The sequence below is a fragment of the Polaromonas sp. genome, assembly GCF_013817205.1.
GTDB lineage: Bacteria > Pseudomonadota > Gammaproteobacteria > Burkholderiales > Burkholderiaceae_C > Polaromonas.
Genome location: NZ_JACDDD010000004.1, coordinates 67,574 through 90,456 on the forward strand (window position 1 = coordinate 67,574; position 22,883 = coordinate 90,456).

Below are 22,883 nucleotides of genomic sequence, written 5' to 3' on the forward strand. Positions count from 1 at the left end.
GTGCTTGCTGGATGTGGGCTGAAGCCCGATTTGATGAAGATCAGGCGGCGCCAAACTCATCGCCAAGTTCTGCAGCGCGCTGTCTTGCAACGTGGATCGCGCGCATGAACTGCTTCTTGACGTCATCCTGCTCCATGGAAGTCAGCGCCGCGTAGGTCGTACCACCCCTGGAGGTGACCCGGGCCCGCAGCAGTTCCGGCGGCTCGTCCGATGCGCGCGCCAACTCCGATGCACCCACAAAGGTGCCCACCGCCAGCTTGTGGGCCTGCTCGTGGCTGAGCCCCATGTCCACGCCGGCCTGCACCATGGCTTCAATGAAGTAAAACACGTAAGCCGGGCCGGAGCCCGACAGGGCGGTAACCGCGTCCAGGTGTTTTTCGTCGTCCAGCCAGATGAAGTCGCCGGTGGTGCGGATGACCCGTTCCACAGCCAGACGATCCGCTGCACTGACGGCGCCGCGGGCGAACAGGGCGGTCACCCCCTTGCCAATCAGCGCGGGCGTGTTGGGCATGGAGCGCACCACACGCTGGGTGTCCAGCCAGTGGGCGATGCTGTCAGACCGGATGCCGGCTGCCACGCTCAGGTGCACGGCGGTTTTGGTGTGAAACCGGGTCTGCAGGGCGGCGTCCTTGAAGGCTTGCGGCTTGACGGCCCAGACCACCAGCGTAGCGCTGGCGAGGGCTTCGCCAGGGTTTTCGTGGACCTGGATTCCCGCAAATTGCCTAAGCAGCTTGGCGCGCTGCTCGTTCCAGGGCTCGACCACCTGGATCTGGCTGGCGGCTGTTCCGCGTTTGAGCAGGCCGCCGATGATGGCGCTGGCCATGTTGCCGCCGCCAATAAAGGCGACCTGTTCGTGGCTGTGGTTCGCGGTGTCTGCGCTGGGTAGGCTCATGGGGTGGGGCTCGCTGGAGGGGGCGGGCTGAAAATATCCGCCCCGCCGCGATTGTCGCCCACCCGGAGCGCGCCTCAGTCGAGCACGGTCTGCCGTACGGCGTGCTCCCACTGGGCCATCAGTTCAGCTGCGCGGCTCGCGCTGAGGGTCGGCAGAAAGCGTCGCTCCGCCCGCCACATATCCGACAGCTCGGTGGTGCTGGCGTAAACGCCGCTCGACAGGCCAGCCAGGTAGGCCGCACCCAGAGCGGTGGTTTCGGTCACGGCCGGCCGCACGACAGGAATACCCAACAGGTCGGCCTGGAACTGCATCAGCAAATCGTTGATGCAGGCGCCGCCGTCCACCCGGAGTTCTGCCACCGGCGCGGCGCCGGCAGCGACGGCGTCGCGGCTCATGGCCTGCAGCAGGGCCGCGCTCTGGTAAGCAATACTTTCCAGCGCCGCCCGGGCAATATGCGCGACCGTGGTGCCGCGCGTCAGGCCGGTGATGGTGCCGCGGGCGTCAGGTTTCCAGTAGGGCGCACCCAGGCCGGTGAAGGCTGGCACCATCATCACACCTCCGGAATCGGGGACGCTTTGCGCCAGAGCCTGCACCTCGCCGCTGCCTTTGATGGCGTGCAAGCCGTCGCGCAGCCACTGCACCACCGCACCACCCACAAACACGCTGCCTTCGATGGCAAATTCTGTTTGTTGAGTAACCTGCGCCGCGCTGGTGGTCAGTAAACCATTGTGCGAAGTCTGAAACTTCTTGCCGGTATGCATCAGCATGAAGCAGCCCGTGCCGTAAGTATTTTTGGCCATGCCTTCCTTGAAGCAGGCCTGGCCGAACAGTGCGCTTTGCTGGTCGCCTGCTACGCCACCAATCGGGATGGCTGCGCCCAGCAGATCTGGCAGCACATTGCCGTAGTGCGTGCTGGATGGCAGCACCTTGGGCATCAGGCTGTCGGGAATGTCGAGCAGGGCCAGCAGCTCGCTGTCCCAGCTGTTGGTATGCACATTGAACAGCATGGTGCGCGAGGCATTGGTCACGTCGGTCGCATGCAGGGCCCCGCCGGTGAGCTGCCACATCAGCCAGCTGTCGATGGTGCCGAAAGCGAGTTCGCCGCGTGCCGCCTGTTGCCGCGCCTCTGGCACGTTGTCGAGCAGCCATTTCAGTTTGGTGCCGGAAAAATAGGCATCAACCAGCAAGCCGGTCCTGGCCTGGATCAGCTCTGCCTTGCCGTCCTCACGCAACCGGGCGCAGGTGGCTTCTGCACGCCTGTCCTGCCAGACGATGGCATGGTGGATGGGCTGGCCGGTCTTGCGGTTCCAGACCACTGTGGTTTCGCGCTGGTTGGTAATACCCAGCGCCCGGATGTCGCCGGCTTTGATGTTTGCCTTGGCCAATGCCTCGCGCGCGGTGGCCAGCTGGGTGCGCCAGATCTCCAGAGGATCGTGTTCAACCCAGCCGGGCTTGGGGTAAATCTGCGGCAGTTCCTGCTGCGCCAGGGCCACGATGTGGCCTTTCTCGTCAAACACGATGCTGCGGGAACTGGAAGTGCCCTGGTCCAGAGCAAGCAGGTAAGTCATGATGGGCGGTGGGTTGAAGGGTCTCAGGGAAGGGCCACGTCGCAGCTTACCCCGGCTTCCGCCAGCAGGCCCGGAAAGGGCTCCGGCGGGGGCTGGTCGGTGAACAGCCGGTCGATTTGCGACAAGGTGGCCAGCTCGACCATGGCGGGCCGGTTGAACTTGCTGCTGTCGGCAGCAAGCCAGACTTCGCGCGCATGCTCAATGATGGTTTGCGCCACCTTGACCTCACGGTAGTCAAAGTCGCGCAATGAGCCGTCACCCTCAATGCCGGAAATGCCGATCACTGCAATGTCCACCCGAAACTGGCGGATGAAGTCAACAGCAGCTTCCCCCACGATGCCGCGGTCCCGTGCGCGGACCACGCCCCCGGCAACGATGACTTCGCAATCCGGATTGCCGCTCAGAATGGCCGCGACGTTAAGGTTGTTGGTGATGACACGCAAGCCCTTGTGGTGCATCAGCGCCCTGGCGATGGCTTCGGTGGTGGTGCCGATGTTGAGGATCAGCGAGCAGTTGTCCGGCACTTCTGCCGCGACGGCCAGGGCGATTCGTGTCTTTCCATCCGCGTTGAGATTTTCGCGTTGGCGGTGCGCCAGGTTTTCAATGGTCGAACTGGGTACGCGTACACCGCCGTGGAAGCGCGTCAGCAGGCCTGCTTCCGACAGGCGTTGCACGTCGCGGCGTACCGTCTGTAGCGTCACTTCCAGCGTGTCAGCGAGTTGTTCAACAGTGACCGAGCCACGCGCTCGGACCACGTCAAGAAGTTTCAGTTGCCGGGGGTTGGAGTTCACGCGAGCTTCGAATCGGTAGTCAGATTTGTGAGTCATTCGACTGTATATCGAAACAAAAAGAAACAAATTAGGGAAATCATCTATTCAAATCGCGCCAAAAGGAAGAAAAATAGAAAAGATACGAATCAAAATTGACAAAACGTGTACCCATCTTTTCCTCCGGCACCCACGCGCCCTGGCGCCCGAAAAGGCGTGTGATGCAGCTCTTGCTCGACAAAATCAGCAAAAAAGTCGGTCCGGAAACCTGGCTCCACGACATGAATCTGGCGCCGCGGCCCGGTGAAGTCACGGTGTTGCTGGGTGCCACGCAGGCCGGCAAGACCAGCCTGATGCGCGTGATGGCCGGTCTCGACGTTCCTAGCGCGGGCCGGGTTCTGGTCGATGGCGCGGATGTTACCGGCATGCCGGTGCGTGAACGCAATGTGGCCATGGTCTACCAGCAGTTCATCAACTATCCCTCACTCAGGGTCGCAGACAACATCGCCTCGCCGCTGAAACTGCGCGGTGAGAAAGACATAGACCAGCGGGTCCGCGAGATTGCCGCGCGCCTGCACATCGACATGTTTCTGGACCGTTATCCGGCCGAGCTGTCGGGCGGGCAGCAGCAACGTGTGGCGCTGGCGCGTGCGCTCGCCAAGGGCGCGCCCCTGATGCTGCTGGACGAGCCCCTGGTGAATCTGGATTACAAGTTGCGTGAGGAACTGCGCGAAGAGCTCACCCAGCTGTTTGCAGTCGGTGATTCGACGGTTATCTACGCAACAACCGAGCCTGGCGAGGCCCTGCTGCTGGGGGGCTATACCGCTGTGCTGGACGGTGGTGAGTTGCTCCAGTACGGCCCGACGGCCGAGGTGTTTCATGCGCCCAAATCATTGCGGGTGGCACGCGCGTTCAGCGACCCGCCGATGAACCTGATTGGCGCACAGGCGAGTGAGCGCGGCGTGCAACTGTCAGGCGGCCCCGAGTTGGTCATGGCGCTGAAGCCGGGCGCGACTGCAGGCCTGACCGTAGGCGTACGTGCCAGCGCCTTGCGTGAAACGCCGCGCGACGGTGATGTGAGCCTGCCAGGGAAAGTCGAGCTGGCGGAAATCTCGGGCTCAGACACTTTTGTACACGTGAGCACACCCGTCGGCGAACTGGTTGCTCAACTCACAGGCGTTCATTATTTCGACTTGGGTGCGCCGATCACGCTGTACCTTCATCCGGCCCATGCCTATGTGTTTGATGATGGCGGCGCCTTACTGGTGGCGCCCCAGCGCAAGGGAGGCCATTGAGATGGCACGCATAGACCTGGATCTTGCGCACGCCTACAAGGCAAACCCGCAAGAAGACGCCGATTACGCGTTGCTGCCGCTGCAGATGAGCTTCGAGGATGGCGGCGCCTATGCTCTGCTGGGCCCCTCGGGTTGTGGCAAGACCACCATGCTTAACGTGATCTCCGGTCTGCTGGCGCCGTCACAGGGCACGGTGAAGTTTGATGGCAAGGACATGACGCATGCAACGCCGCAGGAGCGCAATATTGCGCAAGTGTTCCAGTTTCCGGTCATTTACGACACGATGACGGTGGCCGAGAACCTGGCTTTCCCGCTGCGCAACCGGAAAATGCCGGAAGACCAGATCAAAAAACGTGTCGGTCAGATTGCCGAGATGCTGGAGATGAGCGGGCAGCTGAACCAACGTGCAGCGGGCCTGGCCGCCGACGCGAAACAGAAGATTTCTTTGGGGCGTGGGCTGGTGCGGCCCGATGTGTCCGCCGTGCTTTTTGACGAGCCGCTGACGGTCATCGACCCGCACCTCAAGTGGCAACTTCGCCGCAAGCTCAAGCAGATTCATCACGAACTCAAGCTCACCCTCATTTATGTGACGCATGACCAGGTTGAGGCGCTGACCTTTGCGCAGCAGGTTGTGGTCATGACGCGCGGCCGCGCGGTCCAGGTCGGGTCCGCCGACGCGCTGTTTGAGCGACCACAACATACCTTTGTCGGGCATTTCATTGGTTCGCCCGGCATGAATTTTCTGGCGGCGCGCGCTAACGGCGACTCTGTGGAGATCGCGGGTCACAGGCTGGCCCTGCCTGCCGGCCGCGAGCTTCCGCCGGGCGACTTCAAGCTCGGTGTGCGTCCGGAATACGTGGGGCTGGCTGCTGCCGGCGCTGCGGGCGCCGTGCCGGCCAGCGTCATGCGGGTACAGGACATCGGAACCCACACGATGGTGACAGCAATGGTCGGAGAGACGCCTGTGAAAGTGCGCCTTCATTCGGAGACGACGCTTCCGCAGGCCGGCGAGAGTATCTGGCTGCAGGTGCTGGGCGCGCATACCTGTTTCTACAAAAACGAGGAGCTCGTTGCATGAGCACCACCACTAAACCCGTCAACCAGAAGGCCTGGCTGTTGATCCTTCCGGTCATCATCTGCGTCGCCTTCTCGGCCATCCTGCCGCTGATGACTGTTGTCAACTATTCGGTGCAGGACATCATTTCGCCGGAGCGCAGGGTCTTTGTCGGAACTGAGTGGTTTGCGGCCGTCATGCGTGATGAGGACCTGCATGCGGCCCTGTGGCGGCAGCTGACGTTCTCATTTGCCGTCCTTGCTGTGGAGATTCCGCTGGGCATCGCGCTGGCTTTGTCCATGCCGGCCCAGGGCTGGAAGGCCTCCTTGGTGCTGGTACTGGTGGCGCTGTCGCTGCTGATCCCCTGGAACGTGGTGGGCACGATCTGGCAGATCTACGGTCGCGCAGATATTGGCCTGCTTGGCATGGTGCTGCAGAAAATGGGCTTCGATTACAGCTATACCGGCAATGCGCTGCACGCCTGGATTACGGTGCTGGTCATGGACGTCTGGCACTGGACGCCTCTGGTGGCGCTGCTTTGTTATGCCGGCCTGCGGTCCATTCCCGACGCCTACTACCAGGCGGCACGCATTGACGGTGCCAGCAAGTTTGCAGTGTTTCGCTTTATCCAGCTGCCCAAGATGCGTGGGGTTCTCATGATTGCCGTGTTGCTGCGGTTCATGGACAGCTTCATGATTTACACGGAACCCTTTGTGTTGACCGGCGGCGGGCCCGGAAACGCCACTACTTTTCTCTCGCAGTACCTGACTCAAAAGGCCGTGGGGCAGTTTGATCTGGGGCCGGCGGCTGCTTTCTCGCTGATTTACTTTCTGATTATTTTGCTGCTGTGCTTCATCCTTTACAACTGGATGCAGCGGGTGGGCACACAAGAGAAGGAGAGCATGGAATGAGCGCAGCGACGGGCCGCCCCAAGCAAGCTCGCGCCCCCTTGGGGGGCAGCGACAACACGAAGTGCAAAGCGTGGGGGCAGCATGTCTAAGCCCCGCTTCCAGGCGAGAACACTGTTTCTCATCGCCTACATCATCTTTGCCCTGTTGCCCATCTACTGGATGATCAACATGAGCTTCAAGACCAATTCCGAGATTGTCTCGAGCTTTTCTTTCTTCCCGCAGGAGTTCACCTGGGCCAACTACCGGACGATTTTTACCGATCCGTCCTGGTACTCGGGTTACATCAACTCCCTCATTTACGTGGCCATCAACACGGTGATTTCCATCACCGTGGCATTACCCGCCGCGTACGCGTTCTCGCGCTACAGCTTCATCGGCGACAAGCATGTGTTTTTCTGGCTGCTCACCAACCGCATGACGCCACCTGCCGTGTTTCTGTTGCCCTTCTTCCAGCTGTACACGACCGTGGGATTGATGGACACCCACATTGCCGTGGCGCTGGCGCATTTGCTGTTCAACGTGCCGCTGGCGGTCTGGATTCTGGAGGGTTTCATGAGCGGAATCCCGCGCGAGATCGACGAGACAGCGTATATCGACGGCTATTCCTTCCCACGCTTTTTCGCCGTTATTTTCCTGCCACTGATCAAGGCTGGTGTCGGTGTGGCGGCGTTCTTCTGCTTCATGTTCAGCTGGGTCGAGCTGCTGCTGGCGCGAACGCTGACCAGCGTGAACGCCAAGCCGATTGTGGCGACGATGACGCGCACGGTTTCGGCTTCAGGCATGGACTGGGCAACGCTCGCCGCTGCAGGCGTGCTGACCATCGTGCCGGGCGCCATCGTGATCTGGTTCGTCCGGCATTACATCGCCAAGGGCTTTGCGATGGGCAGAGTATGAGAAGGACTGAACATGTTTGAGTGGATGGCGTGGACCTTGCCCGTGGCGGTGTTCTTCAGCTGCATCGTGCTGATGTTGATCGGCATGACGCTCTGGGAAATCAAGTCACCAACCACGATGCGCCGCGGCTTTTTGCCGCTGGACACCACACGCGGCGACCGCCTGTTTATCGGGCTGTTGGGGGCCGCCTATATCAATCTGATCTTTGTGGGTCTGAGTGGCAAGTTGGGGGCAGCCATGGGCTTTCAGGTTGACCCCTCGATCTGGATCAGCTTTGTCATTTCCATGGGATGGATTGCGCTCGTCATGCGCAAGGGTTAGTGCGGATTTCAGGAGAGCGGCGCCCGGCAACCCTTCCCCGCCGGTGTGTCAGGAAACATGGGGAAGTCAATGAGGAGATTGAGATGAACTTTTATACGCCTGCCGCCGCGCTCGCTGCGGCGCAACGCCAAGGAGTCAAACCATGAAGCGCTCTATGTATGCACTGTCGGCCATCGGTGCGGCAGTCTTGATGATGTCGGCTTGCGGCAAAAAGGATGAGCCGGTTGCCGCTGCTCCAACCCCCGTGGTGGTTGCACCGGCTGCTGCGCCGGCTGCTGCGCCAGCAGTGGTTTCGGACGCTGCCAAAAAGTGGATAGACAACGAGTTCCAGCCATCCACCTTGACCAAGGAGCAGCAGGCCACCGAGATGAAATGGTTCATCGACGCCGCTGCCAAGCTCAAGGCCAAGGGCGTCACCGAAATATCCGTGGTGTCGGAAACCATCACGACGCACGAGTACGAATCGAAAACGCTGGCCAAGGCCTTTGAGGAAATCACCGGAATCAAGGTCAAGCACGATCTGATCCAGGAAGGCGACGTGGTTGAAAAACTGCAGACCTCCATGCAGTCCGGCAAGTCGATTTATGACGGCTGGATTTCTGACTCGGACCTGATCGGTACGCACTACCGCTACGGCAAAATTTTGGCGCTGTCCGACTATATGGAAGGTGCTGGCAAGGAGTTCACAAATCCCGGTCTGGACCTGAAAGATTTTATCGGGACCAGCTTCACTACCGGCCCTGACAAGAAGCTCTACCAGTTGCCGGACCAGCAGTTTGCCAATCTCTATTGGTTCCGGGCGGACCTTTTCGCCAAGCCAGAATTGCAGGAAAAGTTCAAGGCCAAGTACGGCTATGAGCTAGGGGTTCCGCTCAATTGGTCCGCCTACGAAGACATTGCGGCGTTCTTCAGCAACGACGTTAAGCAGATTGACGGCAAGCCGATTTACGGTCATATGGACTACGGCAAGAAGGACCCGTCGCTCGGCTGGCGCTTCACGGACGCCTGGCTTTCCATGGCTGGCACTGCGGACATTGGCAACCCCAACGGCTTGCCTGTGGACGAGTGGGGCATTCGCGTGGGTGATGACAAGTGCACACCAGTAGGCGCCTCGGTTGCCCGCGGCGGTGCCACTAACTCGCCGGCTGCGGTTTATGCCCTGACGAAGTACGTCGACTGGATGAAGAAGTTCGCACCCAAGGAAGCCACCGGCATGACCTTCGGTGAAGCCGGTCCCGTGCCCGCGCAGGGCCAGATCGCCCAGCAGATCTTCTGGTACACCGCGTTCACAGCGGACATGGTCAAGCCTGGCTTGCCAGTCGTCAACGCCGACGGAACGCCGAAGTGGCGCATGGCTCCGGGTCCTAACGGTCCCTACTGGAAGCAGGGCATGCAAAACGGCTACCAGGACGTGGGCTCATGGACTTTCTTCAAAGACCACGATGCCAACCGCACCGCTGCAGCCTGGTTGTACGCGCAATTCGTGACGGCCAAAACGACGTCGCTGAAGAAGACCATGGTGGGACTGACACCCATTCGCGAATCGGACATTCGTTCGCAAGCCATGACCGACATGGCGCCCAAGCTGGGTGGTCTGGTCGAGTTCTACCGTAGCCCGGCGCGCGTGGCATGGTCACCAACTGGCACCAACGTTCCTGACTACCCCAAACTGGCTCAGTTGTGGTGGAAGAACGTGGCACAGGCTGTGACAGGCGAAAAAACACCGCAGGTTGCGATGGATACGCTTGCCGACGAGATGGACCAGGTGCTGGGCAGGCTTGAACGCGCGGGTATGGCGAATTGCCCTCCCAAGCTCAATCCCAAGGGTGATCCCGCAAAATACCTGAGCGACACCGGCGCGCCCTGGAAAAAGCTTGCCAATGAAAAACCAAAAGGCGAGACCATCAACTACGACAAGTTGTTGCAAGCCTGGAAGGACGGCAAGGTTCGCTAACAAGTCATGCGGGCTCCGGCCCGCGTGTTGCTTGATGGTGAGAGTGCGTGCGAACGACGTTTGCACGCACTCACCACAGAAAATGCCAAGAAGCGAAACCTGCTTTGGGGTTTCCTTGGAGACCGACAATGGAGCACATGACATTTGAACTTTCGGCGTTGCCGACGCAGCGCGCAGACTTGATAGAGCGCCTGAAAGCGCCCCATACATACGATATTGCCATCATTGGTGGCGGCGCCACGGGGCTTGGCGTTGCCCTCGATGCTGCCGCACGCGGCTTCTCCGTGGTGCTGGTCGACTCCCATGACTTTGCCAAGGGAACTTCTTCGCGTGCGACCAAGCTGGTGCATGGGGGTGTGCGTTATCTGGCGCAGGGCAACATTTCCCTGGTCAGGGAGGCCTTGCATGAGCGCACTCGGCTGTTGGCCAACGCGCCGCATCTGGCGCAACCGCTGCCGTTTGTCATGCCCTCCTATAAATTCTGGGAAGCTCCTTTTTATGGGGTGGGACTCAAGATGTATGACGCCCTGGCCGGCAAGGCCGGGCTGGGCGCGACAGAGTTTTTGAGTCGCGCCGAGACCTTACGCGATCTGCCAACGGTGCGCGAGAAGGGGCTCAAGGGCGGCGTCAAATACTGGGATGGACAGTTTGACGATGCGCGTCTGGCGCTGGCGCTGGCGCGCAGCGCAGCGCGCGCGGGTGCCTTGCTGGTCAATTACTGTGCTGCCACCGGCCTGATTCATGAGGCAGGCAAAGTAGTGGGCCTGCAACTTACGGATCAGGAAAGTGGGCAGGCACTTACGGTGCGTGCCAAATGTGTCGTGAATGCAGCTGGTGTTTGGGTCGACCAGTTGAGGGTGCTCGATGGCCAGGCCATCGGGCACGAGGCCCGGCCCATGGTGGCGCCCAGCCAAGGTGTGCACATCGTGGTGGACCGTGGGTTTTTACCGACTGACCATGCCTTGCTGGTTCCCAAAACGGCCGACGGCCGCGTGCTGTTTGCCGTGCCTTGGCTGGGCAAAACGATTTTGGGCACGACCGATACGCCGCGCAATGATCTGGCGCGGGAGCCGATGGCCTTTCGGGAAGAGCTTGACTTCATTCTTGGCGAGGCTGGCCGCTACCTGAGCAGGGCTCCGGCGCCGGCAGATATCAGGAGTATTTGGGTTGGTCTCCGGCCCTTGGTCAAGCCGCCCGACGATGATGGCGACCGCACGCAGGCCCTCTCGCGCGAACACACCGTCCTGGTCAGCAAGAGCGGACTGGTCACAGTGACCGGCGGAAAATGGACAACCTACCGTGCCATGGCAGAAGATGTGCTGGACAACTGTTTTGCCCGGAACCTGCTGCCCCAGCGCCCAGGTGGTGTGACCGCCAGCCTGTTGCTGGTCGGCGCCCAGTCGTCCGGCCACCGGATCAGCGATGCTCCGGGACTGCACCTTTACGGCAGCGATGCGGCGAGGGTGCTTGCGCTGCCGGGAAGCGACAGGGAGCTGGGCGGCGGGTTGACGGAAGCGATGGTCAGGTTCGCTGCACGCTACGAATACGCCCGGACCGTGGAGGACGTACTGGCCAGGCGGTCGCGACTGCTCTTCCTGGACGCCGCGCTGGCCAAGTCCCTGGCGGGCGCGGTGGCCGGCCTGCTTGAGGAGGAGGGCCAGGCCGCGCCTCGGCTGGCTGATTTCCTGACGCTTGCCGACCAGTATTTGACCCTGCCCAGCTGATTCCGGCACCAGATGGGGACGCTTTGGACGCGAGTTGTGGCGGATCTGCTCTTAAAATCATAGCTTCCCAGCATTAGTGGACGGGGGCTGCAGCATGAAACGATGAGTAGTTGAGAAATGACCGCGGGGCGTGCTTGTTTTTAGCGCTCAGGTGTTGACAAGGTTTCCGAATTTACCCATAATCGTGGGCTTCGCTGTAAAAAGCTGAGAATTCTGCCTAACGGAAGCATTGCAAGTGGTTTGCAGTGTGGACGACGGGCCCAAGACTGACTGGCAAGTCTTCCTGCAAGGGAAAAGGCGCTGGTGCAAGTTGGGACTAATTTAAATGATTCAAACGCAATCCAAACTCGATGTTGCTGACAACACGGGTGCCAAATCCGTGATGTGCATCAAGGTGCTGGGCGGATCCAAGCGCCGGTACGCCAGCGTCGGTGATGTCATCAAGGTGAGTATCAAAGAAGCCGCTCCGCGTGGCCGCGTCAAAAAAGGCGAGGTTTACAGTGCGGTGGTCGTTCGTACCGCCAAGGGTATCCGCCGCGGTGACGGCTCTCTCGTCAAATTCGATGGCAACGCAGCCGTGTTGCTTAATGCCAAGCTGGAGCCTATTGGCACCCGCATCTTCGGACCGGTCACGCGCGAACTGCGCACCGAGAAGTTCATGAAGATCGTGTCCCTGGCTCCTGAAGTTCTTTAAGGACACGCCATGAACAAGATTCGCAAAGGCGACGAAATCATCGTGATCGCCGGCCGTGACAAGGGCAAGCGCGGCACGATCACGCTCCGCAAGGACGACAGCTATGTGCTGGTTGAGGGTATCAACCTGGTGAAAAAGCACACCAAGCCGAATCCTCTCAAGGGCGCCACGGGCGGCATTGTTGAAAAAAGCATGCCGATTCACCAGTCCAATGTGGCCATCTTCAATGCTGCAACCGGCAAGGCGGATCGCGTGGGCATCAAGCTTCTGGCTGACGGCAAAAAAGTGCGCGTCTTCAAGTCCAGTGGCGACGAAATCAAGGTTGCATAAACATGGCAAAGACCGCACCTACAAAAGCTGCACCTGCCCAGGCTCGCCTGCAGGCCCAGTTCCGCGAAAAAATCGCGCCTGCCCTGATGGAAAAATTCGGCTACAAGTCGCCGATGCAGGTTCCGCGCATCACCAAGATCACGCTCAACATGGGTGTGAGCGAGGCGGTGGCGGACAAGAAGGTCATGGACAACGCTGTGAGCGACATGACCAAGATCGCCGGCCAGAAGCCGGTGGTCACCAAGGCCAAAAAGGCTATCGCCGGGTTCAAGATCCGCGAAGATCTGCCTATCGGCTGCATGGTGACCCTGCGCGGCGTGCAGATGTATGAGTTCCTCGATCGTTTCGTGACTGTGGCTCTGCCGCGTGTTCGTGACTTCCGCGGTATTTCCGGCCGGGCCTTTGATGGCCGCGGCAACTACAACATCGGCGTGAAAGAGCAGATCATTTTCCCTGAGATTGAGTACGACAAGGTCGACGCCCTGCGCGGTCTCAACATCAGCATCACCACAACGGCCAAGTCCGACGAAGAGTGCAAAGCGCTCCTCACTGGCTTCCGTTTTCCGTTCAAGAACTGAGGCGGACATGGCAAAACAGGCTTTATTGCAACGTGAACTGAAGCGCGAAAAACTCGCCGCCAAGTTCGCCAAAAAGTACGCAGAACTCAAAGCAACGTCCAACGACGCCAAGCGCTCCGATGAAGAGCGCCATTTGGCCCGTCTGGAGCTGCAAAAGCTGCCCCGCAATGCGAACCCGACCCGTCAGCGCAACCGCTGTGCGATCACCGGCCGTCCGCGTGGCACATTCCGTCAATTCGGTCTGGCTCGTGCCAAGATTCGCGAGTTGGCTTTTGCTGGTGATATCCCTGGTATCACCAAGGCAAGCTGGTAAGCATAGGAGAACTACAAATGAGCATGAGTGATCCTATTGCAGACATGCTGACGCGCATCCGCAATGCACAAATGGTTGAAAAAGCCGTTGTGATGGTGCCATCGTCAAAAGTCAAAGTCGCCATCGCGCAGGTTTTGAAGGATGAGGGCTATATCGATGGCTTCTCCGTTAAAACCGACGACGGCAAGCCCCAGCTGGAAATCGCCCTGAAGTATTACGCAGGCAAGCCCGTGATTGAGCGCATCGAGCGCGTCAGCCGCCCCGGTCTCCGCGTCTACAAAGGCCACGACGCCATCCCACAGGTCATGAATGGCCTGGGTGTCGCCATCGTTACGACCCCCAAGGGTGTGATGACTGATCGCAAGGCGCGCGCTACCGGTACCGGTGGTGAAGTGCTTTGCTACGTGGCTTAACGGCGGCATTGAGGAGTAACTGAAATGTCTCGTGTAGGAAAAATGCCAGTCGTCGTGCCCCAAGGTGTCGACGTGGCGATGAAAGATGACCAGATCAATGTCAAAGGTGGCCTCGGCACCTTGGCACTGACGCAGAATGCGCTTGTAACCATCAAAAATGATGCCGGCAAGCTGACGTTTGTGCCGGCCAATGATTCGCGTGAGGCCAATGCCATGAGCGGCACGATGCGCCAGCTCGTTAACAACATGGTCACCGGCGTCACCAAGGGTTTCGAGAAGAAGCTGAGCTTGGTTGGCGTGGGTTACAAGGCCCAAGCACAGGGCGCCAAGCTGAATCTGACTGTCGGTTATTCGCACCCCGTCATCATGGACATGCCTGCGGGCATTACCGTGACGACGCCGACTCCCACCGAGGTGGTGATCAAGGGTTCGGATCGCCAGCGCGTCGGCCAGATCGCTGCTGAAGTTCGTGCTGTTCGTCCTCCCGAGCCTTACAAGGGCAAGGGCATCCGTTATGCGGATGAGAAGATCACGATCAAAGAAACCAAGAAGAAATAAGGAGCTGCATCATGTTGACCAAAAAAGAGCAGCGCCTTCGTCGTTCACGCCAGACCCGCATCCGCATTGCCACGCAAGGCGTTGCGCGTCTGACTGTCAATCGGACCAATTTGCATATTTATGCCAGCGTTATTTCTGGCGACGGCGCCAAAATCCTCGCATCCGCTTCGACCGCGGAAGCCGAAGTCCGCAAGGAGCTCGGTGCTGCGGGCAAAGGTGCAAACGTAGCTGCTGCGCAGGCCATTGGCAAGCGTATTGCCGAAAAGGCAAAAGCGGCAGGTGTGGAAAAAGTAGCGTTTGACCGCGCTGGCTTTGCGTACCACGGCCGCGTCAAAGCGCTGGCCGAGGCTGCCCGCGAAGCTGGCTTGCAGTTCTAAGCAGACTGGAATTAAGTATGGCTAAGTTTCAAGCAAAATCGAACAACGATGCTCCAGACGATGGTCTGAAGGAAAAGATGATCGCGGTCAACCGCGTGACCAAAGTCGTCAAGGGCGGCCGTATCCTCGGCTTCGCTGCACTGACGGTCGTTGGTGACGGCGATGGACGCGTCGGCATGGGCAAGGGCAAATCAAAAGAAGTGCCTGCTGCCGTGCAAAAGGCCATGGAAGAGGCTCGCCGCAACATGACCAAGGTCTCGTTGAAAAACGGCACGATTCACCACAACGTGTTCGGCCATTGGGGCGCAGCCAGTGTCATGATGATGCCGGCTGCCAAAGGTACCGGCATCATTGCCGGCGGTCCAATGCGCGCGGTGTTTGAAGTGATGGGTATTACGGACATCGTGGCAAAAAGCCACGGCTCCAGCAACCCTTACAACATGGTGCGTGCAACGATGGACGCGCTGAATAACTCCACGACGGCCTCGGACATCGCGGCAAAGCGTGGCAAATCAGTCGAAGAGATCTTCGGCTAAGGCGGTACCCAATGACGACAGAGAAAAAACTCACTGTGACCCTGGTTCGCAGCCCGATTGGAACCAAGGAGTCTCATCGCGCCACCGTGCGTGGACTGGGCCTTCGTGGTATCAACAGCAAGAGCGAACTTCAGGACACGCCTGCTGTGCGCGGCATGATCAACAAGATCAGCTACCTGGTCAAGGTGCTGTAAGCGGAGCTTATGATGGAACTAAACGGAATTAAGCCTGCCGCAGGCGCAAAACATGCCAAGCGCCGTGTTGGCCGTGGCATCGGTTCGGGGCTTGGCAAAACTGCGGGTCGCGGTCACAAGGGTCAAAAGTCCCGTGCGGGCGGCTACCACAAGGTAGGCTTTGAAGGCGGTCAAATGCCTTTGCAGCGTCGCTTGCCCAAGCGCGGCTTCAAGTCGCACCAGCTCAAGTACAACGCGGAAGTCACGCTGACCGCCCTGGAGCAACTCGGTTTGGCTGAGGTTGACTTGTTGGTTCTCAAGACGGCCGGTCTCGTGGGCCAGATTGCCAAGAACGTCAAAGTCATCAAGTCCGGCGCATTGACGAAGGCAGTCAAGCTTAATGGTATTGGCGCGACTGCGGGTGCAAAAGCTGCGATTGAAGCTGCTGGCGGCACGCTCGCTTAATTACACGGACAACGACCAGTGGCGACCAGCTCCGCACAAACTGCAAAGACCGGCAAGTTCGGTGATCTTCGCAACAGGCTAGTATTTTTGCTGCTTGCGCTGGTGGTTTACCGTGTGGGCGCTCACATTCCGGTGCCCGGCATTGACCCGTCGCAACTGCAGCAACTTTTCAAGGGGCAGCAAGGCGGAATACTGAGTTTATTCAATATGTTCTCCGGTGGCGCCTTGTCCCGGTTTACAGTATTTGCTCTGGGAATCATGCCGTACATATCGGCATCGATCATCATGCAGTTATTGACGTATGTCGTTCCGACATTCGAGCAAATGAAAAAAGAAGGTGAAGCTGGCCGCAGGAAGATCACCCAGTACACCCGTTACGGAACTCTAGGCCTGGCGCTGTTCCAGTCTATGGGCATTGCGATTGCGCTTGAAAGTTCACCTGGTCTGGTGCTGGCACCTGGTTTTGGTTTCCGGATGACTGCGGTAGTGAGTTTGACTGCTGGAACCATGTTTTTGATGTGGCTGGGCGAGCAGATTACCGAACGAGGTTTGGGCAACGGAATTTCAATCATCATCTTTGCGGGTATTGCGGCAGGTTTGCCGAGTGCAATGGGTGGTTTGCTCGAGCTGGTACGTACTGGCGCAATGAGCATACTGGTTGCTATCGTGATTGTTATCGTGGTTGCTCTGGTAACTTATTTTGTGGTGTTTGTCGAGCGCGGGCAGCGAAAAATCCTGGTCAATTACGCCAGGCGCCAAGTGGGCAACAAGGTGTATGGTGGACAGTCTTCCCACCTCCCCCTGAAGCTGAACATGGCCGGCGTGATTCCTCCGATTTTCGCGTCATCCATCATCCTGCTGCCTGCGACAGTTGTCGGCTGGTTCAGTGCTGGCGACGGGATGCGCTGGTTGAAGGATATTGCTGGGACTTTGACCCCGGGGCAGCCTATTTATGTGCTGCTTTATGCAACCGCCATCATATTTTTCTGTTTTTTCTACACGGCTCTGGTCTTCAACAGCCGTGAGACAGCAGACAACCTGAAGAAAAGCGGCGCTTTTATTCCAGGAATCCGCCCAGGCGATCAGACTGCGCGTTATATCGACAAGATCTTGGTGCGATTAACGCTGGCGGGTGCTATTTACATCACCTTCGTATGTTTGCTGCCAGAGTTCTTGATTTTGAAGTACAACGTGCCGTTTTATTTCGGTGGGACTTCCTTGCTTATTATTGTCGTTGTGACCATGGATTTCATGGCGCAGGTGCAGAACTACATGATGTCGCAGCAGTATGAATCGCTGCTCAAGAAAGCAAATTTTAAGACCTCACCTGGTGGTTGATGCATGTCGAAAGATGACGTCATCCAGATGCAAGGGGAGGTCGTGGAGAATCTGCCTAACGCGACTTTTCGCGTGAAGCTGGAAAACGGCCACATGGTTCTGGGTCACATTTCCGGGAAGATGCGCATGCACTACATTCGCATTCTTCCGGGTGACAAAGTGACGGTTGAGTTAACGCCCTACGATTTGTCGCGGGCACGCATTGTGTTTCGCGTCAAGTAGGCGCAGTTCAAAAGGTTAGGAGAAATATATGAGAGTTTCAGCTTCGGTCAAGAAAATTTGCCGCAACTGCAAGATCATCCGACGCAAGGGCGTTGTTCGCGTGATTTGCGCAGACCCACGTCACAAACAGCGTCAAGGCTGATTTCAAAGAGTTTTAGAGGACGCATATGGCTCGTATCGCTGGTATCAATATTCCGCCTCAGCAGCATGCCGAAATCGGTTTGACTGCTATTTTCGGCATCGGTCGCACTCGTGCCCGCAAAATTTGCGAAGCATGTGATATTGCGTATTCCAAGAAGGTCAAAGACCTTTCAGACGGTGACCTTGAGAAAATACGCGATCAGATCGCACAGTTCACCATCGAAGGTGACCTGCGTCGTGAAACCACGATGAACATCAAGCGTTTGATGGATATTGGCTGCTACCGTGGCTTTCGCCATCGTCGCGGGCTGCCGATGCGCGGACAGCGCACACGCACCAATGCACGCACCCGCAAGGGTCCGCGCAAGGCGGCACAATCCTTGAAGAAATAATTGAGTAAGAGGTAGTTATGGCAAAAGCCCCCAGCAGTAACGCAGCACAACGCGTTCGCAAGAAGGTACGCAAGAACGTTGCCGACGGCGTCGCCCACGTTCACGCATCTTTCAACAATACGATCATCACCATCACAGATCGCCAAGGCAATGCGTTGTCTTGGGCGTCTTCTGGTGGACAAGGGTTTAAAGGTTCACGCAAGTCGACGCCTTTTGCTGCCCAGGTTGCCTCGGAAGTGGCCGGCCGCGCCGCAATTGAGCAAGGCATCAAGAATCTTGATGTTGAGATCAAGGGCCCTGGCCCTGGGCGCGAATCGTCGGTAAGGGCGCTTGCAGCGCTCGGCATCCGGATCAATTCGATTGCCGACGTGACGCCTGTTCCCCACAACGGTTGCCGTCCTCAGAAGCGTCGCCGTATCTAAGTTGAGTTGTCAGAGGCTGGAGGGGTGTTGCCCGATTCAGGTTCTGAAAACTTTTTTATCAAGCCCACCGCCGTTAGGCTTACGCCGAAGGCTCCTGCAATCTATTGCAGCAGATGACATAAGGAATTCAAGTGGCACGTTATCTCGGCCCCAAGGCCAAACTATCCCGTCGTGAAGGCACCGACCTTTTTCTGAAAAGCGCTCGGCGCGCGATCGGCGACAAAGCAAAGTTTGACTCCAAGCCTGGCCAGCACGGTCGGACTTCCGGCACCCGCACATCTGACTTCGGTCTGCAACTCCGCGAGAAGCAGAAAGTCAAGCGCATGTACGGCGTTTTGGAGAAGCAATTCCGCCGATACTTTGAAGAGGCTGATCGCCGCAAGGGCAACACCGGTGCCAATCTCTTGTTCATTCTGGAGTCAAGGCTAGACAACGTTGTATACCGTATGGGCTTTGGCTCCACCCGCGCCGAGGCGCGCCAGCTTGTGTCGCACAAGGCGATCACTGTCAACGGCAGCTCCGTCAATATCCCGTCTTACATGGTTAAAACTGGTGATGTGATTGCTGTGCGTGACAAATCCAAGAAGCAGACCCGTGTGACGGAAGCACTGCAACTGGCTCAACAAGTCGGTTTGCCAGCGTGGGTAGACGTCAGCGTTGATAAGGGTGAAGGTATTTTCAAAAAGGTACCAGATCGCGACGAGTTCGCTGCCGACGTCAACGAGTCGTTGATTGTCGAACTTTACTCCCGTTAATTTTCGTTCCTGCGTATACGGGGCACTGTAGTCGCAGGGTCGCTTCACCCGGCCTTATCGGTGTAACGAGCCGAGGGTATTGAGAGGAAGAATGCATGCAAACAAATTTACTTAAACCAAAAACCATCAACGTTGAGCAACTTGCTGCCAATCGTGCCAAGGTGACGTTGGAGCCGTTCGAGCGGGGCTACGGCCACACACTTGGCAATGCGTTGCGTCGCGTCTTGCTATCGTCCATGGTTGGGCACGCCGCCACTGAGGTCACCATTGCAGGCGTTCTTCACGAGTACTCGTCCATTGACGGTGTTCAGGAAGACGTCGTCAATATCCTGTTGAACCTCAAAGGTGTGGTGTTCAAGCTCCACAACCGCGATGAAGTGACACTGAGCCTTCGTAAGGACGGGGAAGGCCCCGTCACGGCAGCCGACATCCAGACGCCACATGATGTCGAGATCATCAATCCTGAGCATGTCATCGTCAATTTGTCGCACGGCGGCAAGATTGACATGCAGATCAAGGTTGAAAACGGGCGCGGTTATGTCCCTGGCACCATGCGCCGCTACGGCGATGAATCGACCAAGTCGATTGGCCGGATTGTTCTCGATGCATCTTTCTCCCCTGTCAAGCGTGTGAGTTATACCGTGGAGAGCGCCCGCGTTGAGCAACGGACCGATCTGGATAAGTTGGTTCTGGAGATCGAAACAAACGGCGCCGTGACAGCCGAAGATGCAGTCCGTGCGTCGGCAAAGATCCTGGTGGAGCAACTCGCCGTATTTGCGCAACTTGAAGGCAATGAACTTGCGGCATTTGACGCGCCAGTTCAGCGCAGTTCGCAGCAGTTCGACCCAATCCTGCTTCGCCCTGTGGATGAGCTTGAGTTGACGGTTCGATCTGCCAATTGTTTGAAGGCTGAAAATATCTATTACATTGGCGACCTGATTCAACGGACAGAGAACGAGCTTCTCAAGACGCCGAATTTGGGGCGCAAGTCCCTGAATGAGATCAAGGAAGTGTTGGCTTCTCGCGGCCTCACGCTCGGTATGCGCTTGGAAAGCTGGCCACCGGCAGGACTTGACAAGCGTTAACAATCACGTATTCCCTCGTTTGAGGGTAGTGCACGGGCAGTACCTGATACGGCTGGCCGAAATATAAACGAAAGGAAAAGCACCATGCGTCACGGACACGGACTTCGCAAACTAAACCGGACCAGTTCCCATCGGCTGGCCATGCTTCGCAACATGATGAACTCGTTGATTCAACATGAAGTGATCAAGACTACTTTACCCAAGGCTAAAGAATTGCGTCGAGTCGTGGAGCCCATGATCACCTTGGCCAAAGAGCCCACCGTCGCGAATAAGAGACTTGCATTTGATCGACTGCGGGACCGCGACATGGTGGTCAAGCTATTTGCTGAACTGGGACCCCGCTACAAGGCTCGTCCTGGTGGATACACTCGCATCCTGAAAATGGGATTTCGTGTCGGTGATAATGCGCCTATGGCCTTGGTTGAATTGGTCGACCGTCCGGATGTGACTGATGATGCATCGGCTAACACGGTTGCACCAGAATAAGTTATAATCAAGTTATATCGCGCGGTGGAGCAGCCTGGTAGCTCGTTGGGCTCATAACCCAAAGGTCGTAAGTTCAAATCTTGCCCGCGCAACCAAATCCCCAGCCCTGTAGGCTGGTAGCAAACGCCCACTTCAAGTGGGCGTTTTGCTTTGTGCCCACATCTGTGCCAACTCCGTGCCCCACCTGTGCCCGCTTAAAATGGAGCATGTCATTTGCGACCATTGGGTAGAGTTGCAGGCGGTTTAGTGAAATCGGCCTCAGCGATTGTTCAGATTTCGACCGAATTCAGCAAACTGTGAATCCCCGACGCTAATCTGCTTGGTCGGCTGGGGTGTTGTTCACCATAGAGGGTGTAGAAGAAAGTTATTTCAAACGCGCCAGCAGCATTCGAGCCTGAGCGAGCCAGACCCAGGCTGTAGCGTAGAAGGGTTTGCGGTCGTGGTGCATGACGAGCCGACGGTTGCGCTCCAGCCAGGCATGGGTGCGCTCGACCACCCGGCGCTTTTTGGGCATGGCGGGCGGCTGCTCGTCCTTCCACAAGGGTTGCTGCGCATCGTCCCAGCGTGCCCGCCCACTGTGGCGCACGATGTTTACCTGCACGCCGTGCGTGCGCTGGAGATCTTGCGCGCACTGTCCCGCATAGGCGCTGTCGGCCCACAAGGTCTTGAGCGAGCCAGCTGTGCGCTGGCAGGCCTGACCCAGTGCCCGAGAGGCCGCCTCTCGGTCCTGCACGGCTGCGCTGGTGATCACCACCGCCAGCAGCAGCCCCAAGGTATCGACGATCAGGTGACGCTTGCGACCCTTTACTTTCTTGCCTGCATCGAAGCCCAGCGTGCCGCCTTGCGCGCTCCCCCGATTCGATTGCGAGTCTATGACCGCTCCGCTGGGCTGGGACGTGCGCTCTACACGCAGCCGCCATTGCTGGCGCAGGCGGTCTTGCAAGGCTTCGAACTTTCCCAGCCGCGCCCAACGCACGAAGGCCTTCTGCACGGACTGCCAGGGCGGATAGACCTGGGCGGGCAGATTGCGCCAGGAAGAGCCCGTGCGCAGCACGTAGCAGCAGGCATCGACCACACTGCGCCGCGAGTAAGTGGCCGGCCTGCCGCGTGCACCTGCCGCAGGCTCGAACAGGTCTCGAGCCAGGGCCCATTCGGCATCGGTCAACGCCCCCGCAGAGGCGCTGCCGGGCTGTTTGGCTGGTCGATGTCGCTCGTTGTAGCCATAACGCGTACCGGGCTGTTGGGCCTTGGCGCGCAGTGGCTGCGTGGGCGGGCGCGTGCGCCGCAAACCAGCAGCTCTCAGCGCAAGGCGCATCGTCACTGTACTGGGAGCCGCACGGCCCATGTGCTCGCCCCAGGCTATCACCAGCTCCGCCAGAGTAGCCTGCGGATGGCTGCGTACCACTTCGCGCAGCGCCCCATACTCGGCATGAGAGATCGCGGGCGGCCGCCCTTTCTTTGCCATCACTTCGCCTCTGCTTTGAATGCAAAGCGTGATCATAATTTATTTCTTCTACACCCTCATAGGAAAAATGTGGAAATTGAATGATGGAAGCCGACCACGGGCGAATTGACGGAAAACATAGCTCAGCCACCGAAGAATAGACTGGAGAGGGCTGTTAAGGTTCAGTAGTGGTGGCTCGACTGAAACCAGTCTCATCCATGCCATTTCCGCAATTAGGATATCTTTCCGCTTATCGGCTGAGATATTCAAGGATTCAGCGCTCACTCCAAGTTGTAGTACACCGCGAATCGGGACATGAAAGGCGACGTCGGCCCCTTGATAACTCGTGCAATGCACAGCGCAGACCCGCCCTTTATTGTCAAAAAGCGGGCCTCCACTATTGCCGCCATATATTGGTACGTCTGTTTGAACACACGGAAATGGAAGCAGGACTTTGTCCCTCATTACATTAAAAACCTCAGTGACATAACCGAGGCTTAGGCGGACCGCAAATTTCACCGTTGCTATATTTTCAAAGCCATCGCTAAGAATGCCGCCGTGAAACCGAGCTGTGGTCTCTCCAGGCAATTTTTCAGAATCAAAAGTCTGCTCATCCGCCAATACGGAAAAACTATGGACTGGGTCGCCGACATGTACTGAATCGCCCCGGGTTTCATGGAGGCTGTTTGGTTTAAGTCATGCCTCCACCGTGGAGGCTTGACTGGCGAGTTGCCGGTAGTAGTTTGCCTCAGCTTCTGCCGGAGGTATATATCCGATAGGG

General features: G+C 58.1%; 30 protein-coding genes and 1 tRNA gene. 26 read left to right on the forward strand and 5 right to left on the reverse strand.

What is annotated here, in order from left to right; translation table 11 throughout:
• Window positions 1-40: 40 nt before the first annotated feature.
• The 3 genes from proC to H0W47_RS01815 all read right to left on the reverse strand — a co-directional run bounded on the left by proC (window position 41) and on the right by H0W47_RS01815 (window position 3,251).
• Entirely contained in the window at window positions 41-892 is an 852-nt protein-coding gene (proC, locus tag H0W47_RS01805; protein ID WP_296919809.1) for a pyrroline-5-carboxylate reductase, read from the reverse strand.
• A gap of 74 nt (window positions 893-966) precedes the next feature.
• On the reverse strand, window positions 967-2,460 hold the full coding sequence (gene glpK, locus H0W47_RS01810; RefSeq protein ID WP_296919811.1) for a glycerol kinase GlpK: 1,494 nt from the start codon (window positions 2,458-2,460) through the stop codon (window positions 967-969).
• A 23-nt stretch (window positions 2,461-2,483) separates the two neighbouring features.
• Window positions 2,484-3,251, reverse strand: coding sequence for a DeoR/GlpR family DNA-binding transcription regulator (locus tag H0W47_RS01815; protein WP_296919812.1), 768 nt, complete (start codon window positions 3,249-3,251; stop codon window positions 2,484-2,486).
• 197 nt (window positions 3,252-3,448) lie between these two features.
• Between H0W47_RS01815 and H0W47_RS01820 the strand changes: the two genes are divergently transcribed.
• From H0W47_RS01820 to H0W47_RS01945, 26 genes are all read left to right on the forward strand, one after another.
• The gene (locus H0W47_RS01820; protein ID WP_296919855.1) at window positions 3,449-4,522 is read left to right on the forward strand and encodes an ABC transporter ATP-binding protein; all 1,074 of its coding nucleotides are present in this window, start codon (window positions 3,449-3,451) and stop codon (window positions 4,520-4,522) included.
• A 1-nt stretch (window position 4,523) separates the two neighbouring features.
• The gene (locus H0W47_RS01825) at window positions 4,524-5,600 is read left to right on the forward strand and encodes an ABC transporter ATP-binding protein (protein WP_296919814.1); all 1,077 of its coding nucleotides are present in this window, start codon (window positions 4,524-4,526) and stop codon (window positions 5,598-5,600) included.
• Window positions 5,597-6,487 carry a carbohydrate ABC transporter permease gene (locus tag H0W47_RS01830; RefSeq protein ID WP_296919816.1) on the forward strand — a complete coding sequence of 297 codons (891 nt, stop codon included), beginning with the start codon at window positions 5,597-5,599 and terminating at the stop codon, window positions 6,485-6,487. The genes H0W47_RS01825 and H0W47_RS01830 overlap by 4 nt, the downstream gene beginning before the upstream one ends.
• A gap of 81 nt (window positions 6,488-6,568) precedes the next feature.
• Window positions 6,569-7,381, forward strand: coding sequence for a carbohydrate ABC transporter permease (locus H0W47_RS01835; protein WP_296919818.1), 813 nt, complete (start codon window positions 6,569-6,571; stop codon window positions 7,379-7,381).
• Window positions 7,382-7,393: 12 nt separating this feature from the next.
• Window positions 7,394-7,702, forward strand: a complete 309-nt coding sequence (locus H0W47_RS01840) for a DUF2160 domain-containing protein (protein ID WP_296919820.1) — start codon at window positions 7,394-7,396, stop codon at window positions 7,700-7,702.
• 193 nt (window positions 7,703-7,895) lie between these two features.
• Window positions 7,896-9,656 (forward strand): ABC transporter substrate-binding protein, encoded by a 1,761-nt coding sequence (locus tag H0W47_RS01845; protein WP_296919857.1) that lies wholly within the window; start codon window positions 7,896-7,898, stop codon window positions 9,654-9,656.
• Window positions 9,657-9,793: 137 nt separating this feature from the next.
• On the forward strand, window positions 9,794-11,380 hold the full coding sequence (locus H0W47_RS01850) for a glycerol-3-phosphate dehydrogenase/oxidase (protein WP_296919822.1): 1,587 nt from the start codon (window positions 9,794-9,796) through the stop codon (window positions 11,378-11,380).
• A gap of 325 nt (window positions 11,381-11,705) precedes the next feature.
• Window positions 11,706-12,074, forward strand: a complete 369-nt coding sequence (gene rplN / locus H0W47_RS01855; protein WP_007869247.1) for a 50S ribosomal protein L14 — start codon at window positions 11,706-11,708, stop codon at window positions 12,072-12,074.
• 9 nt (window positions 12,075-12,083) lie between these two features.
• Window positions 12,084-12,404, forward strand: a complete 321-nt coding sequence (gene rplX / locus H0W47_RS01860) for a 50S ribosomal protein L24 (protein WP_296919824.1) — start codon at window positions 12,084-12,086, stop codon at window positions 12,402-12,404.
• Between the two features lie 2 nt (window positions 12,405-12,406).
• Window positions 12,407-12,982 carry a 50S ribosomal protein L5 gene (gene rplE / locus H0W47_RS01865; protein WP_296919826.1) on the forward strand — a complete coding sequence of 192 codons (576 nt, stop codon included), beginning with the start codon at window positions 12,407-12,409 and terminating at the stop codon, window positions 12,980-12,982.
• Between the two features lie 7 nt (window positions 12,983-12,989).
• Window positions 12,990-13,295 carry a 30S ribosomal protein S14 gene (gene rpsN / locus H0W47_RS01870; protein ID WP_296919828.1) on the forward strand — a complete coding sequence of 102 codons (306 nt, stop codon included), beginning with the start codon at window positions 12,990-12,992 and terminating at the stop codon, window positions 13,293-13,295.
• A gap of 17 nt (window positions 13,296-13,312) precedes the next feature.
• Window positions 13,313-13,708, forward strand: coding sequence for a 30S ribosomal protein S8 (gene rpsH, locus H0W47_RS01875; RefSeq protein WP_296919830.1), 396 nt, complete (start codon window positions 13,313-13,315; stop codon window positions 13,706-13,708).
• 24 nt (window positions 13,709-13,732) lie between these two features.
• Window positions 13,733-14,266 carry a 50S ribosomal protein L6 gene (gene rplF, locus H0W47_RS01880; protein ID WP_296919832.1) on the forward strand — a complete coding sequence of 178 codons (534 nt, stop codon included), beginning with the start codon at window positions 13,733-13,735 and terminating at the stop codon, window positions 14,264-14,266.
• 11 nt (window positions 14,267-14,277) lie between these two features.
• Complete coding sequence (gene rplR / locus H0W47_RS01885) at window positions 14,278-14,643, forward strand: 50S ribosomal protein L18 (RefSeq protein WP_296919834.1); 366 nt, start codon at window positions 14,278-14,280, stop codon at window positions 14,641-14,643.
• Window positions 14,644-14,660: 17 nt separating this feature from the next.
• Window positions 14,661-15,179 carry a 30S ribosomal protein S5 gene (rpsE, locus tag H0W47_RS01890; protein WP_188709721.1) on the forward strand — a complete coding sequence of 173 codons (519 nt, stop codon included), beginning with the start codon at window positions 14,661-14,663 and terminating at the stop codon, window positions 15,177-15,179.
• 11 nt (window positions 15,180-15,190) lie between these two features.
• Window positions 15,191-15,373 carry a 50S ribosomal protein L30 gene (gene rpmD, locus H0W47_RS01895; RefSeq protein ID WP_077592479.1) on the forward strand — a complete coding sequence of 61 codons (183 nt, stop codon included), beginning with the start codon at window positions 15,191-15,193 and terminating at the stop codon, window positions 15,371-15,373.
• 12 nt (window positions 15,374-15,385) lie between these two features.
• Window positions 15,386-15,817, forward strand: a complete 432-nt coding sequence (gene rplO, locus H0W47_RS01900; RefSeq protein ID WP_296919836.1) for a 50S ribosomal protein L15 — start codon at window positions 15,386-15,388, stop codon at window positions 15,815-15,817.
• An 18-nt stretch (window positions 15,818-15,835) separates the two neighbouring features.
• On the forward strand, window positions 15,836-17,155 hold the full coding sequence (secY, locus tag H0W47_RS01905) for a preprotein translocase subunit SecY (RefSeq protein ID WP_296919839.1): 1,320 nt from the start codon (window positions 15,836-15,838) through the stop codon (window positions 17,153-17,155).
• A gap of 3 nt (window positions 17,156-17,158) precedes the next feature.
• Entirely contained in the window at window positions 17,159-17,377 is a 219-nt protein-coding gene (infA, locus tag H0W47_RS01910; RefSeq protein WP_296919840.1) for a translation initiation factor IF-1, read from the forward strand.
• Between the two features lie 28 nt (window positions 17,378-17,405).
• Complete coding sequence (gene rpmJ, locus H0W47_RS01915) at window positions 17,406-17,519, forward strand: 50S ribosomal protein L36 (protein WP_188709717.1); 114 nt, start codon at window positions 17,406-17,408, stop codon at window positions 17,517-17,519.
• Between the two features lie 25 nt (window positions 17,520-17,544).
• Entirely contained in the window at window positions 17,545-17,910 is a 366-nt protein-coding gene (gene rpsM / locus H0W47_RS01920; RefSeq protein ID WP_296919841.1) for a 30S ribosomal protein S13, read from the forward strand.
• A 17-nt stretch (window positions 17,911-17,927) separates the two neighbouring features.
• On the forward strand, window positions 17,928-18,332 hold the full coding sequence (gene rpsK / locus H0W47_RS01925; RefSeq protein ID WP_077592475.1) for a 30S ribosomal protein S11: 405 nt from the start codon (window positions 17,928-17,930) through the stop codon (window positions 18,330-18,332).
• A gap of 131 nt (window positions 18,333-18,463) precedes the next feature.
• A complete protein-coding gene (gene rpsD, locus H0W47_RS01930) occupies window positions 18,464-19,087 on the forward strand; it encodes a 30S ribosomal protein S4 (RefSeq protein WP_296919842.1) in 624 nt (207 codons plus the stop codon).
• A gap of 95 nt (window positions 19,088-19,182) precedes the next feature.
• Window positions 19,183-20,172 carry a DNA-directed RNA polymerase subunit alpha gene (gene rpoA, locus H0W47_RS01935; protein ID WP_077592473.1) on the forward strand — a complete coding sequence of 330 codons (990 nt, stop codon included), beginning with the start codon at window positions 19,183-19,185 and terminating at the stop codon, window positions 20,170-20,172.
• Between the two features lie 84 nt (window positions 20,173-20,256).
• Window positions 20,257-20,658, forward strand: a complete 402-nt coding sequence (gene rplQ, locus H0W47_RS01940; RefSeq protein ID WP_296919843.1) for a 50S ribosomal protein L17 — start codon at window positions 20,257-20,259, stop codon at window positions 20,656-20,658.
• A gap of 18 nt (window positions 20,659-20,676) precedes the next feature.
• Window positions 20,677-20,753: transfer RNA gene (locus H0W47_RS01945), tRNA-Met, on the forward strand.
• 269 nt (window positions 20,754-21,022) lie between these two features.
• Here H0W47_RS01945 and H0W47_RS01950 read toward each other — a convergent pair.
• Entirely contained in the window at window positions 21,023-22,123 is a 1,101-nt protein-coding gene (locus H0W47_RS01950; RefSeq protein ID WP_296919845.1) for an IS5 family transposase, read from the reverse strand.
• Between the two features lie 48 nt (window positions 22,124-22,171).
• Window positions 22,172-22,621 carry a trypsin-like peptidase domain-containing protein gene (locus tag H0W47_RS18610; protein ID WP_367265074.1) on the reverse strand — a complete coding sequence of 150 codons (450 nt, stop codon included), beginning with the start codon at window positions 22,619-22,621 and terminating at the stop codon, window positions 22,172-22,174.
• Window positions 22,622-22,883 lie beyond the last annotated feature (262 nt).